The organism is Streptomyces sp. NPDC048392 (genome assembly GCF_043200575.1).
GTDB lineage: Bacteria > Actinomycetota > Actinomycetes > Streptomycetales > Streptomycetaceae > Streptomyces.
The window spans coordinates 51,805-67,518 of the sequence record NZ_JBICYB010000021.1 but is presented as its reverse complement, the minus strand read 5'-3'; the positions used below and the strand labels follow the sequence as shown (position 1 = coordinate 67,518).

Genomic DNA, 15,714 nt, shown 5'->3' with positions numbered 1-15,714 from the left:
GCCCACACGGGCCGGCCGCCCGGTCGGCCCGTCAGCGCCGGGTGTGGCCCTCCGTGCTCTCCCGCAGGACGAGCCGGTGCGCCACGATGCGGTCCTGCGGCGCCTGCATCCGCGCATCGGCGCCGTCCCGCACGCCGTCCGGTGCCGTCGCCTCCTCGATGCGGTGCTGGAGCAGTTGCACGGCCACCTTGGCCACCGCCGCCTTGTCGGGAGCCACCGTGCTCAGCGTCGGTACGCTGAACCGCCCGCCCTCCACGTCGTCGAAACCGACGACGGCGACGTCCTCGGGCACCCTCACCCCGTGCTCGTGCAGCGCGCGCAACGCCCCCAGCGCCAGTTGGTCGTTGAGGCAGAGCAGCGCGTCGGGTCGCGCGCCCTCCCGCAGTGCCCGCGTCACGGCCCGCGCGCCGTCGGGCATCCGGAAGGAGCCGACCGGCAGCAGGGCGGCCGGATCGAAGGCGATGCCCGCCTCGGCCAGGGCGGCACGATAGCCCCGGGTGCGGGCCTGAGCCGTCCCCAGGCCCGGGGCGTCGGTCCCGCCGACGGCGAGGACGGTGCGCCGCCCGAGGCCGATCAGGTGGCGGGTCGCCTCGCGTGCCGCGCTCTCGTTGTCGATGGCCACATGGTCGGCGCCCTCCTCCAGCAGCTCCCCGAGCAGCACGGTGGGCGGGAAGCCCGTGCGGTCGCGCAGGTCGTCGGCGGTCAGCGCGAGCGGACTGAGGATGATCCCGTCCACGAAGGTGGAGCCGAACCCGGCCAGTGCCGCCAGCTCATGGGCGCGGTCCGCCCCGGACTGGTGGATCAGGACGGTCAGGGAGCACTCCTCGGCCTCGCGGATGACATGCCGGGCCAGCTCCGCGAAGTACGGTATGTCCAGTTCCGGGACGACGAGCGCGATGATGCCGGTCCGGCCCTTGCGCAAGTGGCGGCCGGCCAGGTTGACGCGGTAGCCGAGCTGCTCGATGGCCTCCCGCACCACCTGCCTGGTCCGGTCGGAGACGTGGGCGTAGTCGTTGATGACGTTGGACACCGTCTTCTCCGAAACGCCGGCATGACGTGCGACGTCCTTGATCCTGGGCCGTGCCACCGAGACCTCCCTGCCTCTTTCGCGCTGCCCGAGTCTATGTCCCGGTGCGGTGGTGGCCTCGGCGCAGGTCCGCACCGCAACGATCTTCCGGTCACCGGCACGGATCAGCGGTCTCAGCTCTTTACAGCCGATGTACATCGATGTAAAAACGAGCCACCGCATGAGCTCCGGCCGTCGAAAGGTCCGCGATGAGTTCCCGTCTGCCCGCTCAGGGGGTGCCGGCCGTGCCCGACCCGGTCCGCCGCCCCAGCCGCCGCCGGTTGCTGCGTCACGCCACGGCCGGGGCGGGAGCCCTGCTCGCCACCGGGCCGCTGTCCGGCTGCGCCTCACCGGCCTCGGCCTCCGGGGCGTCCGCGCTGAGCGTCTGGGACCTGTTCCAGGGCGGCGACGGCATGCTGATGGACGACATGATCGAGGCCGTGTCCAAGGGGGCCGACGGCGCCAGGGGTTTCGAGATCGACCGTACGATCCTGGACTGGGGACCCTCGTACTACACCAAGCTCGCCATGTCCGCGGCCGGCGGCCGGGCCTCCGACGTGGCCGCCCTGCACCTGTCCCGGCTGGCGGGCTACGCGCCCGGCGGCCTGCTGGACGCCTTCGACCTGGACCTGCTCGCCGAGTTCGGCGTCACGAGCACGGACTTCACACCGGCGGTGTGGTCGCGGACGCAGCACGAGGGGACCGTCTACGCGATCCCGCTGGACGTCCACCCCTTCATCGTGTTCTACGACAAGAAGGCCGCGGAGAAGGCCGGGCTCCTGGACCCCTCGGGCGAACTGGCCCCCATGGGCTCCCCCGAGGCCCTGCTGGAGGCGGGCAAGGCCCTCGCCGAGGCGACCGGCGAGTCGGGCGTCCTGTTCGGCCACGTCACCGACACGGCGCAGAACTGGCGCCTGTTCGCCGGCCTCTACGCGCAGACCGGCGCCGAGTTCAGCCTGCCGGACGGCGGGCCGCCGAAGATCGACGTCGACGCCGCCGTCCGCGTCGTAACCCTCATGACGCGGCTCTTCGACGGGAAGACCAACCCCGACAACCTCGACTACAACGGGGCGTTGGCCGCCTTCACCAGCGGCCGCGGCGGCATGGCGATGCTCGGCGAGTGGGAACTGCCGACGCTGAAGAAGTCCGGCATCGAGCTGGGTGCCGCGCCCTTCCCGCAGGTCTTCGACAAGCCGGCCGTCTACACCGACAGCCACAGCTTCGTCCTTCCGCACCAGGACAGCCCCGACCCGGCCCGGCGCCGCGAGGCCCACCGGTACGTCGCGCAGATACTCAAGCAGAGCCTCACCTGGGCGGGCGCCGGACACATCCCCGCGTACCAGCCCGTCCTCGCGGAGCCGGAGTACGCGGCACTCGACCCGCAGTCCTCCTACGCGGACGCCGCGAAGGTGGCGGTGCTCGACCCGCCCAACTGGTTCGCCGGTGCCGGTTCGAACTTCCAGAACCGGATGTGTCAGCCGCTCCAGTCGGCGCTGCTGGGCAACACGTCCGCCCAAAAGGCGGTACGGCAGATGGTCCGTGAGGCGGACACGCTGCTGCGGCAGCCCAACCCGGTGGCCTGACCAGCAGAAGGAGTGACCGACGTGACCACCACCGCGACCCCGGGCACCGAGGAGCGGACCGGCTCGCCCGCTGTTCCGGCGGGCGGTCGCCGCACCGCCCTGAGCCGCGTACGCTCCGGCAACGGGCTCGTGTTCGTCCTGCCGTTCCTGCTCGTGTTCGGCCTCTTCATGGTCTGGCCGGTCGTGCAGGGCCTCTGGATGAGCCTCACCGACAGCTCGCTCGCCCTGCGCGACACGCACTTCGTCGGCTTCGACAACTACACCGAGGCCCTCGGCGATCCGGACGTGTGGAGCAGCCTCGGCAACACCGTCTTCTTCACCCTCATCTCAAGCGTGCCGCTGGTACTCGTCGCGCTCGCGATGGCCCTGCTGGTGCACAGCGGACTGGCCGGGCAGTGGGCGTGGCGGCTGTCGTTCTTCGCCCCCTACCTGCTGCCCGTGACCGTCGTGACCATGATCTGGACCTGGCTCTACCAGCCGGAACTGGGCCTGGGCAACCAGCTTCTGGACACCCTCGGCATGGCACCGGTCGGCTGGCTGTCCGACGAGTCCGTCGCCATGTGGTCCGTCGCCGCCCTCACCGTCTGGTGGACGGTCGGCTTCAACTTCCTGCTCTACCTCGCGGCCCTCCAGTCCCTGCCCACGACCTTCGACGAGGCGGCGGCGCTCGACGGGGCCGGCGCCTGGCGCCGCCTGTGGTCCATCACCCTGCCGCAGCTGCGCAGGACGACCGGCCTCGTGGCCATGCTCCAGGTCCTGGCCTCCCTCAAGGTCTTCGACCAGATCTACATCCTCACCAAGGGCGGACCCAACGGCTCCACCCGCCCCGTCCTCGAGTACGTGTACGACGTCGGCTTCACCGGCTACCGCCTCGGCTACGCCTCCGCCGTCTCGTACCTCTTCTTCGCCCTGATCGTCCTCGTCTCGCTCGTGCAGCTCCGCCTCTTCCGCCGGGAGGACTGACCGTGTCCGCCACCGTCCCCACCCTCCGCGCCCGGCGCCGTCCACCCCGCGAAGCGGCCGGCTCCCCCCTGCTCCTCGGCCACGGCCGGACGCCCCGCCTCCTGGCCGGAACGGCCCTCGTCGTCCTCGCCGTCGTCTGGCTGGTGCCGTTCGCCTGGGCGATCATCACGTCCGTCCAGAGCGAGGAGGACATCAACACCACCGGACTGTCCCCGTTCAAGGGCGCCTTCACCCTCGACGCCTACCAGCGGATCCTGGAACGCGGGAACGTCCCCGTCTGGGCCTTCAACAGTCTTCTGATCGCCGGTCTGGTCACGCTGATCACCGTGGTGGTCTCCACCCTCGCCGCCTACGGCTTCTCGCGCGGCACCTTCCGGGGCCGCCGGGCGCTGCTCGGCGTCACGGTGGCCGCCATCATGGTCCCGCCGCAGCTGCTCGTCGTGCCGTTGTTCGACCAGATGACCCTGTTCAACATGGTCGACACCTACGCGGCCGTCATCCTGCCCCAGGTCGTCGCCCCGATGATGGTGTTCATCCTCAAGCGGTTCTTCGACGGCATTCCCAAGGAGCTGGAGGAGGCGGCCCGGATCGACGGCGCCTCCGAACTCCGGGTGTTCCGGTCGATCGTGCTGCCGCTCTCGCGGCCGGTCGTGGCCGCCGTGGCGATCTTCGTCTTCATCGGCGCCTGGAACAACTTCATGTGGCCCTTCATCGTCACCAACGACCCCGACCTGATGACCCTCCCGGTGGGCCTGGCCACCGTGAAGGACGCCTACGGCATCCAGTACGCGCAGTCCATGGCCGCCGCGCTCCTGGCCGCGCTGCCGCTGGTCGTGGTCTTCCTCCTCTACCAGCGCCGCATCGTCGACTCCGTCGCCACCACCGGCTTCGGCGGTTCCTGAACCGCGACATCCCCACGGCTGTACACCCGGTCCGGTGCTCGCGCCGGGCCGCCGATCGACTGGAGCATGTGTGCCCTCTCACTCCGTACCGCGCCCGGAGTACCCGCGACCGCAGTTCGTGCGCCGCGACTGGCTCAACCTGAACGGCGCCTGGCAGTTCGAGACCGACCGGGGGGACAGCGGTCTCGAACGCGGTCTGCTCGAACGCGAGCTGCGCGACGAGATCCTCGTCCCCTTCCCGCCCGAGTCCGAGCTGTCCGGCATCGGTGACACGGACTTCCTGGAGGCCGTCTGGTACCGGCGGGCCATCACGCCGCCGGCCGCCTGGGCCGGACGCCGCGTGCTGCTGCACTTCGGCGCCGTCGACCACGACACCACCGTGTGGGCCGACGGCCGGGAGGTCGCCCGGCACCGCGGCGGTTTCACCCCCTTCACGGCCGACCTCGGCGACATCGCCGGGGCGGGGGAGGAGGTCGTCGTCACCGTGCGGGCCCGCGATCCCAAGTCCGGCCCGCAGGCGCGCGGCAAGCAGGCGATCCGGTACGCCAACCACGACTGCAACTACACCCGGGTCACCGGCATCTGGCAGACCGTGTGGCTGGAGCCCGTCCCCGAGACCCACCTGCGCCGCCCCCGCATCACCCCCGACCTGGCGGGCTCCGCCTTCCACCTCGAACTGCCCCTGTCCGGCAACCGCCCGGGACACCGGGTACGCGCCGTCCTCAGCGACGCCGACGGCGAGGTCAGCCGCGCCGAGGCCCGCGCCGACCTGGACCTCGCCCCGCGGCTGCACCTGCCGGTGCCGCACGACCGGCGGCGCGAGTGGGGCCCGGACGACCCCCACCTGTACGACCTGCGCCTCGAACTCCTCGACACCGCCGGCCAGGTGGCCGACAGTGCCGAGAGCTACGCGGGCCTGCGCGCCGTCGGGCTGCGGGGCAAGGCCGTCCTCCTCAACGGGCGCCCGCTCTTCCAGCGTCTCGTCCTCGACCAGGGCTGGTACCCGGACGGGCTGATGACCGCCCCCACCGACGAGGCCCTGGCGAGGGACATCGAGCTGGCCATGGCGGCCGGCTTCAACGGCGCCCGGCTGCACCAGAAGGTCTTCGAGGAGCGCTTCCTGCACCACGCCGACCGCCTCGGCTACCTGGTCTGGGGCGAGTTCGGCGACTGGGGCTGCGAGACGGGCGGCTCCTCGGGCGACAACCAGAAACCCGACGCCTCCTACGTCGCCCAGTGGCTGGAGGCGCTGGAGCGCGACTACTCGCACCCCTCGATCATCGGCTGGTGCCCGCTCAACGAGACCTACCAGAAGCTGCACGACCGCATCACACAGCTCGACGACGTGACCCGCGCGATGTTCCTGGCCACCAAGGCCATGGACACCACCCGCCCGGTCGTCGACGCGTCCGGCTACGCCCACCGGGTCGCCGAGACGGACATCTACGACTCCCACCACTACGAGCAGGACCCCGCCGCCTTCCGTCAGTTGATGTCCGGCCTGGCCAAGGAGGCGCCGTTCGCCAACGCCCACAAGGACGGCACCCCCTACTCCCGGCACTACCGCGGCCAGCCGTACTTCGTCAGTGAGTTCGGCGGCATCTGGTGGGACCCCGAGGCGGCCGCCGACCGCTCCGGCGAGGACCGCACCGCCTCCTGGGGGTACGGGGAACGGGTGCGCGACGAGGACGAGTTCCACGAGCGGTTCAGCGGCCTGACCGAGGTGCTGCTCGGGGACCGTGACATGTTCGGCTACTGCTACACCCAGCTGACCGACGTCTTCCAGGAGCAGAACGGCATCTACCGCTTCGACCGCGGCGAGAAGCTCGACGTCGCCCGCATCCGCGCCGCCCAGCTGCGTCCGGCGGCGATCGAGGAGCCGGAGGCCTAGCACGGCCGGGGGCCGGGGGCCGGAGACCGGCCCGGGACCGCCGCCGCCGGCCCCCGGCCGCGCGGGGTCAGAACGGACGGTCGCCCTCGATGGCGACGCGTTCGGCGACGCGGCGCTCGGACCCGTAGTCACCCACGGCGTAGTGCTGCGTGGCCCGGTTGTCCCAGAAGGCGACGTCGCCGGGCTGCCAGTGGAACCGCACCTGGTACTCCGGCACGTGCGCCTGCTGGAAGAGGAAGCGCAGCAGGCGGTCGCTCTCGTCCCGGTCCATCCCGGTGATGTGCGTGGTGAAGGACGTGTTGACGAACAGCATGCGCCGCCCCGTCTCGGGGTGCGTGCGCACGACGGGGTGCTCCACGGGCGGCAGGAGGTCCTGGTGCGGCAGCAGCCGCTCGGGCCCGTAGAACCGCGCGAAGCCCGGGATGAAGTCGTGCACGGCCCGCGCACCGTCGATGCGGTCCTTCACCTCCGCGGGCAGGTTGTCGTAGGCCGCAGCCATGTCCGCCCACATCGTGTCCCCGCCGAACGGCGGGACCTCGCGCAGCTGGAGCACGGCACCGAGCGCGGGCCGCTCGCGGAAGGTGACATCGGTGTGCCACACGTTCTCGTACGTCGGGGCCGCCCCGGCGCCCTTGTCGAACCGGACGACGTCCGCGCTGGAACCGGCCGCGAGCAGCGGGTTGGTCTCCAGCGGCCCCCAGCGGCCCGCGAAGTCGCGCTGCTGCCCGGACGTGAGGTGCTGGGCGCGGAAGAACAGCACCTTCCATTCCAGCAGGGCGCGGTTCAGCTCCTCGCGCAGCGCGGGAGTGAGCGGGCGCGAGAGGTCGACGCCCCGGATCTCGGCGCCGATGGTGCGCGCCTGCGGGACGGCCTCGAAGCGCTCGTAGGGGCGGTCCTCCCACCCTTCGGGCAGTCGGCGCAACGTGCGCCGGCCCTCGTAGATGCCGTCCGCCGGGATGCGTGCTTCGCGCAGGACGGTGCTCGGGCCGGTGGCCGTGACGGACATGGAAGTCCTCTCCTCGGGTGGTGGTACGCGTGAGGTCCGGCCATGGGGCGGCGAGGGGCCGCCGCCGGACGGCCGGGGAAACGAAGGTGCTACGGGTGCTCCGGGCCGTGGGCCGGAGAGAAGACCGACGGACTACGACGCGTCGGGCGTCGGGTCGTCGGTGCGAAGAGGGCCGTTATCGGCCGGAGCGCTCACAGCCGGTCCGCTCGGGCACGCGGGGACAGCCCGCCGTGGTGCCGAACCGGTATGTGGTCATGGCACCGATTGTGTGATCCTCCCCCCGCCCCTGTCAACGGGGCCGAAGCGGTTCAGGGCTGCCGGGGAACGAAGGGCAGCAGGTCGTCGCCCTCCGGCTGGACCACCCCGTAGCTGCTCTCGGGCACCTTGTTCCATACGCCGGGCAGGTCGCCCAGCGGTTCCGACACGATCAGCCGGGTGTCGTCGGACGCCTGCCGCAGGAACGGCATCCCGGGATGGAGGGCCCGCAGCGTCTCGACGGCGGTGCTGTAGTAGAGTGAGCGCGAGGCTCCCTGGCTGGAGTAGCGGAAGGCCCACAGCCGCCGCCCCTCGGTCACGGCGACGGTCATCTGCAGCGGGTACTCCACCCCGTGCTCGTGACCGATCTCCTCCACCAGCCCCGCCATCCGCGCGACGGCCCCCGGCGGATCCCGCTCCAGACCCAGGGTGAGCGCCAGGAAGAACATCATCTCCGAGTCCGTCGACCCCTCGATGTCGAGGAAGAGCCGCGGATCGACGGCGAGCGCGAGATCGCGCCGTACCCGGTGGAACTCGGCGATCGCGCCGTTGTGCATCCACATCCAGCGGCCGTGCCGGAACGGATGGCAGTTGGTCTGCTGCACCGCGCTGCCGGTCGAGGCGCGGATGTGCGCGAAGAACAGGGGCGAGCGGACATGACCGGCGATCTCCCGCAGGTTGCGGTTGCTCCACGCCGGACCGACCTCCCGGACGATCGCGGGTGTGCGCATCTCCGGGCCGAACCAGCCGACGCCGAACCCGTCCCCGTTGGTCGTCTCCACGCCCAGGCGGGAGTGCAGGCTCTGGTCGATCAGCGAGTGCTCTGGCTCGTACAGGATGGTCTCGAGCAGCACGGGGGTTCCCGAGTAGGCGAGCCATCGGCACATCGTCTGCAGCCTCCCTCTCGTGGGCGGTGCCGCGCGGGATGCCGGACGTCAGTCGACCGGCCAGGTGTGGACCGGGGCGTTGAGATGCATGTAGTCCATGTACTGCTGGGTCATCCGGCGCAGGGCCTCGTGGCGGCCCGGCCGGGCGGTGGCGTCGATGTGGTGGAACATCTCCTTCTGCCAGACCGCGCCGTTGCGGCCGGTGACGCACCGCTGCTCGATGATGCCGAGCAGCGGCTCCCGCCACGCGGAGTCCATGCCCGACAGCTCCAGCCCCCGGTGCGCCAGCGGCAGCAGCCGGCGCAGGACCAGTTCGGGCACGGTCACCTCGCCCGCACCGGGCCAGTACAGCCGGGCCTCGATGCCGTGCCGGGCGGCCGTGTGCAGGTTGTCCTCGGCGACCGAGAAGGACATCCGCGACCACACCGGCCGCTCCTCCTCCACGAGGGCGCGGGTGAGCCCGTAGTAGAAGGCGCCGTTGGCGAGGGTGTCGGCGACGGTCGGTCCTGCGGGCAGGACCCGGTTCTCCACGCGGACGTGCGGTTTGTCGTGGGCGACGGCGTAGACCGGCCGGTTCCAGCGGTAGATGGTGCCGTTGTGCAGGGTGAGTTCGCCCAGTTCGGGGATGTCGCCGCGGTCGAGGGTCTCGGCCGGATCCTGCTCGTCGCACAGGGGCAGCAGCGCCGGGAAGTAGCGCAGGTTCTCCTCGAACAGGTCGAAGACGCTGTTGATCCACCGCTCGCCGAACCACACCCTGGGCCTGACCCCCTGGGCCTTGATCTCCTGCGGCCGGGTGTCCGTGGCCTGCTCGAACAGGGGGATACGGCTCTCGTGCCAGAGCTCCTTGCCCAGCAGAAAGGGCGAGTTGGCCGCCAGGGCGACCTGGACGCCCGCGATGGCCTGCGCGGCGTTCCAGTAGTCAGGGAACTCCTCCGGGGTGACCTGGAGGTGGAACTGGGTGCTGGTGCAGGCGGCCTCCGGTGTGATCGTGTCCGCGTAGGTGCGCAGGCGGTCGACACCGTCCACCTCGATGTGCAGGTCCTCGCCCCGGGCCGCGAACACCTGGTCGTTGAGCAGCCGGTAGCGCGGGTTCTCCGACAGGGCAGCCTCGCCCACGTCCGACTGGCGCAGGGTGGGCAGGATGCCGACCATGATCAGGTGGGCGCCGACCGACCGGGCGCGGTCCTCGGCGTGGTTGAGGGCGGCGCGGATCTCCGTCTCCCAGGCGTCGGGGCCCCCAGCCGTCAGCCGCCGGGGCGGGATGTTGATCTCCAGGTTGAAGCGGCCCAGCTCGGTGGACCAGGCGGGGTCCGCGATCGCTTCGAGCGCGTCGCTGTTGCGCATCGCCGGCTCGGCCAGGTCGTCGACCAGGTTCAGTTCGATCTCCAGACCCACCTGGGGCCGCTCGGCCTCGAACCGCGACTCGCGCAGCATCTGGGCGAAGGCCTCCAGGCACTCCTGCATCTTGATCCGGTACCGGCGGCGGTCCTCACGGGTGAAGACCAGCGCCGGGACGTCCCGTCCCATCGGTCCTCCCGGGTTGCCCTCATCGGACGCTCTCCACCCCAGCGTCGCACCACCCGGCCCACCCCACCAGACGGGACGGGGCCCGCCGCACCGTGTGCGGCGGACCCCGTCGGTTCCGGTCCTCTTGTGGCCACCGGCCCTCAGAGCCTGCCGGACTCCCGCACCGTGATCTTCGCGGAGGTGCGGCCCGACGGCGAGGAGCCGTAGCCCTCGATCTTGTCGACCACGTCCGTCCCCTCGACGACCTTGCCGAAGACGACGTGCTTGCCGTCCAGCCACGGGGTGGGGACGGTGGTGACGAAGAACTGCGAGCCGTTGGTGTTCGGACCCGCGTTCGCCATGGAGAGCAGGTACGGGTCGGTGTGCTTCAGCTGGAAGTTCTCGTCCGCGAACTTCTCGCCGTAGATGCTCTTGCCCCCGGTGCCGTTGCCCTGGGTGAAGTCACCGCCCTGGAGCATGAACTGCGGGATCACGCGGTGGAAGGGGGAACCCGCGTAGCCGAAGCCGTGCTCGCCGGTGGACAGCTCGATGAAGTTCCTGGCGGTCTTGGGGGTGACGTCCTCGAAGAGTTCGAAGACGATGCGGCCCGCATCCTGGCCGTCGATGTCGATGTCGAAGTAAACCTTGGAATTGCTCATCGCACCATTGTGACGTGCGACCCCCGGTGATGCCGAACCGGCTGCCCCTTCAGCGTGTGGCGAGCAGGCCGAGGGTGTCGATCACGCGGTTCGAGAAGCCCCACTCGTTGTCGTACCAGGCGACCACCTTGACGTGACGGCCTTCGACACGGGTGAGAGCCGAGTCGAAGATCGACGAGGCCGGGTTGCCCGTGATGTCGGAGGAGACCAGCGGGTCGGCCGAGTACTCCAGCACACCGGCGAGCGGCCCCTCGGCCGCGGTGCGGTAGGCCGTCAGCACGTCCTCGCGCGTCACGTCGCGGGCGACCGTCGTGTTGAGTTCGACGATCGAACCCACCGGGACCGGCACGCGGATCGAGTCGCCCGACAGTTTCCCGTCGAGGCCCGGCAGCACGAGACCGATCGCCTTGGCGGCGCCCGTCGTGGTCGGCACGATGTTCACCCCGGCGGCGCGGGCGCGGCGCGGGTCGCGGTGCGGACCGTCCTGGAGGTTCTGTTCCTGCGTGTAGGCGTGCACCGTCGTCATGAAGCCGTGCTCGATGCCGGCCAGCTCGTCGAGCACCGCCGCGAGCGGCGCGAGGGCGTTGGTGGTGCAGGACGCGTTGGAGACGATCGTGTGCGTGGCCGGGTCGTAGGCGTCGGTGTTCACGCCGAACGCGAGCGTCACGTCGGCACCGCTCGACGGCGCGCTGACCAGGACCTTCCGGGCGCCCGCGGTGAGGTGGGCGCGGGCGGCGTCGGCCGAGGTGAAGCGGCCGGTCGCCTCCAGCACGATGTCGACGCCGAGCTCCGCCCACGGCAGCCGGGCCGGCTCGCGCTCGGCGAGCACCTTGATGCGGTGCCCGTCGACGACGAGGGTGTCCCCGTCGACGGTCACCGGGCGGCCGAGCCGGCCGGCCGTCGAGTCGAAGGCGAGCAGGCGGGCCAGGGCGGCGGGCTCCGTGAGGTCGTTGACGGCGACGACCTCGAGCTTGGTGTCGCGTTCCAGCAGCGCGCGCAGCACGTTGCGCCCGATGCGGCCGAATCCGTTGATACCGATGCGAGTCATGAGTGATATGTCCCTTCGTCCGTCACAGGTTCTACGTCACCAGGCTCGCGCGCGCCGCCCGCGCCTGGCAGCGGCGTGAGTGCCACGGTTCGAAAGGATCCCGCCAGACACGCGTGACGGCACGCGTGACGGTGCGAGGCTCGGCTACTCGCCCTGGGCGAAGGTGCGCCGGTACTCGCTGGGCGTGGTGCCGAGGATGCGCTGGAAGTGCAGCCGCAGGTTCGCACCGGTGCCCAGGCCGACGTCGGCGGCGATCTGTTCGACGCCCCGCTCCGAGCGTTCGAGCAGCTCACGGGCCATGTCGATACGGGCACGCATGATCCACTGCATCGGCGTGTACCCGGTGTCCTCGACGAAGCGCCGGGAGAGGGTGCGCGCCGACACCGCCGCGTGCCGGGCAAGCGTCTCCAGGGTGAGCGGCTCACCGAGCCGGCGCAGTGCCCACTCGCGGGTGGCGGCGAACCGCTCACCGAGCGGCTCGGGCACGCTGCGCGGCACGTACTGGGCCTGGCCGCCGCTGCGGTAGGGGGCCGCCACCAGGCGCCGGGCCGCGTGGTTCGACGCGGCCACCCCGAGGTCGCCGCGCAGGATGTGCAGGCACAGGTCGATGCCCGAGGCGGCGCCCGCGGACGTCAGGACGCTGCCTTCGTCCACGAACAGCACGTTCTCGTCGACCCGCACGAGCGGATGCTTCGCCGCGAGCGCCCGCGTGTAGTGCCAGTGCGTGGTGGCCCGCCTGCCGTCGAGCAGACCCGTGGCGGCGAGTGCGAACGCACCGGTGGAGATGGCGGCGAGCCGCGCGCCCCGGCCGTGGGCCGCCCGCAGCGCCGCGACGGCGCTCCGCGGCGGGTCGTCGACGTCGGGGGTCCGGTAACCGGGGAGGAAGACCACGTCGGCCCACGCCAGCGTGTCGAGGCCGTGGGCGACGTGGTACGACAGGCCGTCGCCGCCGGTCACCAGGCCGGGCGTCGCACCGCACACCCGCACCTCGTACGGCATGCTCGCGCGCGTCGTGAAGACCTGCGCCGGAATGCCGACGTCGAGCGGTTTCGCGCCTTCGAGCACGAGGACGGCGACGCGGCGCAGGCGGGAGGACGGCACGGGGAAAGCGTACGCGGGGGCGTACGGGAGTCGGTCCAGGCCGAGGACGCTCATCGTGTGTTCGGCCATGCGCCGCTCGCCGGGGGCGTTGGGGTGGCCGGGCACCAGGCTGCGGCCGAACAGGAGGGGCTCGGTCCAGCGGGTGCCGGGGGCGTCGCAGGCGTCATGGCCGTCGGAGACCCCGGAGAAGTCGACGTACGTGACGCCGGTGTCCCCGGCGGCGCGCTCGACGACGGCGTCGAGGTGCGCCTGGGTGCTCCGCAGGTAGGGCACGTCTCCGGCGGCGATCGGCAGTTTCGCGAAGCAGGACGGTTCGGCGGTCGCCGGGGTGATCCACGGATACCCCGGGGCCGCCGCCCGGGCGCCCGGCGCCTCGGCGCGCACCGCGCTCAGGGCGGCCTTGAGCGCCGGGTAGGTGTCGGCCTCGATCCGGTCGTCGAACGACGTGCCGTGCTTGTCCTTGCAGGGGCTGCTCTCGCCGCCGCTGAGGACACCGGCCGATCCGCAGGCCGTGACGGCGTTGGCGAACGTGTTGTCGTCGTTGCCGCCGACGGTCAGCGTGACCAGGTCCGTGCCGGCGTTCAGCGCCTCCACCCGGCGCGACGCCCGGGTACTGGGCCCGGGTGAAGTCGGCGGTCCGGGCCGCGCCGCAGGTGACGTCCTTGAGGCGGGCGCCCGTCGTGGTGGCGATGACGGAGGCTGCCCGGCCGGAAGGCTCTGACCGGCCTCGACGGCCGCCCGCGCTGTTCTAGAGTTACTCAGGCCAGTGCAGACGATTTGCGGACCTGTGAGGTACTCACCAGCCATGTCGACCGAAACGTTTGAGTTCCAGGTAGAGGCGCGTCAGCTCCTGCGGCTGATGATTCACTCCGTCTACTCGAACAAGGATGTCTTCCTGCGCGAGCTCGTCTCCAACGCCTCCGACGCGCTGGACAAGCTCCGCCTCGCCGCCCTGCGCGACGACGCCCCCGGCGCCGACGTGAGCGACCTGCACATCGAGTTGGAGACCGACAAGGACGCCCGCACACTGACCGTGCGGGACAACGGCATCGGCATGTCGTACGACGAGGTCACCCGGCTGATCGGCACCATCGCCAACTCCGGCACCGCCAAGTTCCTCGAAGAGCTGCGCGAGGCCAAGGACGCCGCGGGGGCCGACGGGCTCATCGGCCAGTTCGGCGTCGGTTTCTACTCCGCCTTCATGGTGGCGGACGAGGTGACCCTCGTCACCCGGCACGCCGGCGAGACCCAGGGCACCCGCTGGACCTCGAAGGGCGAGGGCACCTACACCCTGGAGCGGCTCGACGATGCCCCGCAGGGAACCGCCGTCACCCTGCACCTCAAGCCGGCCGACTCCGACAACCAGCTCCACGACTACACGTCCGCCTGGAAGATCAAGGAGATCGTCAAGCGGTACTCGGACTTCATCACCTGGCCCGTCCGCCTGGTGCCGGAGCCGGGCGACGACGCAGCCGGGGCCCGCGAGGCCGAGACGCTCAACTCGATGAAGGCCCTGTGGGCGCGCCCGCGCGACGAGGTGTCCGAGGACGAGTACCACGAGCTGTACAAGCACATCGGCCACGACTGGCGCGACCCGCTGGAGACCATCCGGCTCCAGGCGGAGGGCACCTTCGAGTACCAGGCCCTGCTCTTCGTGCCCGCGCACGCCCCGCACGACCTGTTCACGCAGGGCTACCAGCGCGGCGTCCAGCTCTACGTGAAGCGCGTCTTCATCATGGACGACTGCGAGGAACTGCTCCCGCCCTACCTCCGCTTCGTCAAGGGCGTCGTCGACGCCCAGGACCTCTCGCTCAACGTCTCCCGCGAGATCCTCCAGCAGGACCGCCACATCCGGATGATCCAGCGCCGTCTGACGAAGAAGGTCCTCTCGACGGTCAAGGACCTCAGGACGTCGGCTCCGGACCGCTATGCCACGTTCTGGCGCGAGTTCGGCGCGGTGCTGAAGGAAGGGCTGGTGACCGACTCCGAGAACCGGGACGCGATCCTCGCCGCGTGCTCGTTCGCGTCCACGCACGACGCCGACGAGCCCACCTCGCTGAAGAGCTACGTGGAGCGGATGAAGGACGGGCAGGACGACATCTACTACATGACGGGCGAGTCCCGTCGGGCCATCGAGGACTCCCCGCACATGGAGGCTTTCCGGGCCAAGGGCGTCGAGGTGCTCCTGCTCACCGACGCCGTCGACGAGGTCTGGGTCGACGCCGTGGGGGAGTACGAGGGCAGGACGCTGCGCTCGGTGGCCAAGGGCGAGATCGACCTCTCCGGCACCGAGGACGAGAAGAGCGACGCCGAGAAGGAGAAGCAGGGCGAGGAGTACGCCGGGCTGCTCGGCTGGATGACTCAGCACCTGGGCCAGGATGTCAAGGAGGTCCGTCTCTCCTCCCGCCTCACCGTCTCGCCGGCCTGCGTCGTCTCCGACGCGGGTGAGCTGACGCCCGCCCTGGAGAACATGTACCGGGCGATGGGCCAGGAGGTTCCCGGCGCCAAGCGGATCCTCGAACTCAACCCGGAGCACCAGCTGGTGAGGACCCTGAACCGGGCCTGGACCGACCGGGCGGACCGCACCGGACTCACCGAGACCGCCGAACTGCTGCACGCCCTCGCCGTGTTCGCCGAGGGCGGCCGGCCCAAGGAGCCCGCCAGGTTCGTGCAGTTGATGGCCGACCGCCTGGAGCGCACCGTGTAGCACCCGCCCCCCACCCGCACCCGCGCCCGGTCACGTCATGGGGCCCGAGGCGGTCTCGGGTTCCGGTGGTCGCCGCAACACCCCGGGTCCAAGGGGCGCGGTGGACACCGTGTGCCACCGGTTCGCCTCGATGCCGGGCA

General features: G+C 71.1%; 12 protein-coding genes and 1 pseudogene. 5 read left to right on the top strand and 8 right to left on the bottom strand.

Annotated features, from left to right (window positions below):
* Positions 1–31 precede the first annotated feature (31 nt).
* Complete coding sequence (locus tag ACGFYH_RS25205; RefSeq protein ID WP_393805432.1) at positions 32–1,087, bottom strand: LacI family DNA-binding transcriptional regulator; 1,056 nt, start codon at positions 1,085–1,087, stop codon at positions 32–34.
* Between the two features lie 188 nt (positions 1,088–1,275).
* Between ACGFYH_RS25205 and ACGFYH_RS25200 the strand changes: the two genes are divergently transcribed.
* The 4 genes from ACGFYH_RS25200 to ACGFYH_RS25185 all read left to right on the top strand — a co-directional run bounded on the left by ACGFYH_RS25200 (position 1,276) and on the right by ACGFYH_RS25185 (position 6,405).
* A complete protein-coding gene (locus ACGFYH_RS25200) occupies positions 1,276–2,649 on the top strand; it encodes an extracellular solute-binding protein (RefSeq protein WP_393805431.1) in 1,374 nt (457 codons plus the stop codon).
* 21 nt (positions 2,650–2,670) lie between these two features.
* The gene (locus tag ACGFYH_RS25195) at positions 2,671–3,612 is read left to right on the top strand and encodes a carbohydrate ABC transporter permease (protein ID WP_393805430.1); all 942 of its coding nucleotides are present in this window, start codon (positions 2,671–2,673) and stop codon (positions 3,610–3,612) included.
* Positions 3,613–3,614: 2 nt separating this feature from the next.
* On the top strand, positions 3,615–4,514 hold the full coding sequence (locus ACGFYH_RS25190) for a carbohydrate ABC transporter permease (RefSeq protein ID WP_393805429.1): 900 nt from the start codon (positions 3,615–3,617) through the stop codon (positions 4,512–4,514).
* A 70-nt stretch (positions 4,515–4,584) separates the two neighbouring features.
* Entirely contained in the window at positions 4,585–6,405 is a 1,821-nt protein-coding gene (locus ACGFYH_RS25185; protein WP_393805428.1) for a glycoside hydrolase family 2 protein, read from the top strand.
* Positions 6,406–6,472: 67 nt separating this feature from the next.
* On the opposite strand, the gene ACGFYH_RS25180 is transcribed toward ACGFYH_RS25185, so the two are convergent.
* The 7 genes and pseudogenes from ACGFYH_RS25180 to ACGFYH_RS25150 all read right to left on the bottom strand — a co-directional run.
* On the bottom strand, positions 6,473–7,411 hold the full coding sequence (locus ACGFYH_RS25180) for a TauD/TfdA dioxygenase family protein (RefSeq protein ID WP_393805427.1): 939 nt from the start codon (positions 7,409–7,411) through the stop codon (positions 6,473–6,475).
* Positions 7,412–7,719: 308 nt separating this feature from the next.
* Positions 7,720–8,553, bottom strand: a complete 834-nt coding sequence (locus tag ACGFYH_RS25175; RefSeq protein ID WP_393805426.1) for a class II glutamine amidotransferase — start codon at positions 8,551–8,553, stop codon at positions 7,720–7,722.
* A gap of 48 nt (positions 8,554–8,601) precedes the next feature.
* Positions 8,602–10,080, bottom strand: a complete 1,479-nt coding sequence (locus ACGFYH_RS25170; protein ID WP_393805425.1) for a glutamate--cysteine ligase — start codon at positions 10,078–10,080, stop codon at positions 8,602–8,604.
* 140 nt (positions 10,081–10,220) lie between these two features.
* Complete coding sequence (locus tag ACGFYH_RS25165; protein WP_393805424.1) at positions 10,221–10,718, bottom strand: peptidylprolyl isomerase; 498 nt, start codon at positions 10,716–10,718, stop codon at positions 10,221–10,223.
* Positions 10,719–10,767: 49 nt separating this feature from the next.
* Positions 10,768–11,766, bottom strand: a complete 999-nt coding sequence (gap, locus tag ACGFYH_RS25160; RefSeq protein WP_393805423.1) for a type I glyceraldehyde-3-phosphate dehydrogenase — start codon at positions 11,764–11,766, stop codon at positions 10,768–10,770.
* A gap of 144 nt (positions 11,767–11,910) precedes the next feature.
* A complete protein-coding gene (locus ACGFYH_RS25155) occupies positions 11,911–12,867 on the bottom strand; it encodes a GlxA family transcriptional regulator (protein ID WP_393805488.1) in 957 nt (318 codons plus the stop codon).
* 33 nt (positions 12,868–12,900) lie between these two features.
* A pseudogene (locus tag ACGFYH_RS25150) lies at positions 12,901–13,561 on the bottom strand (SGNH/GDSL hydrolase family protein); the annotation flags it as partial.
* Positions 13,562–13,672: 111 nt separating this feature from the next.
* Here ACGFYH_RS25150 and htpG point away from each other — a divergent pair.
* Entirely contained in the window at positions 13,673–15,574 is a 1,902-nt protein-coding gene (gene htpG, locus ACGFYH_RS25145) for a molecular chaperone HtpG (protein ID WP_393805422.1), read from the top strand.
* The last annotated feature ends 140 nt before the right edge of the window (positions 15,575–15,714 follow it).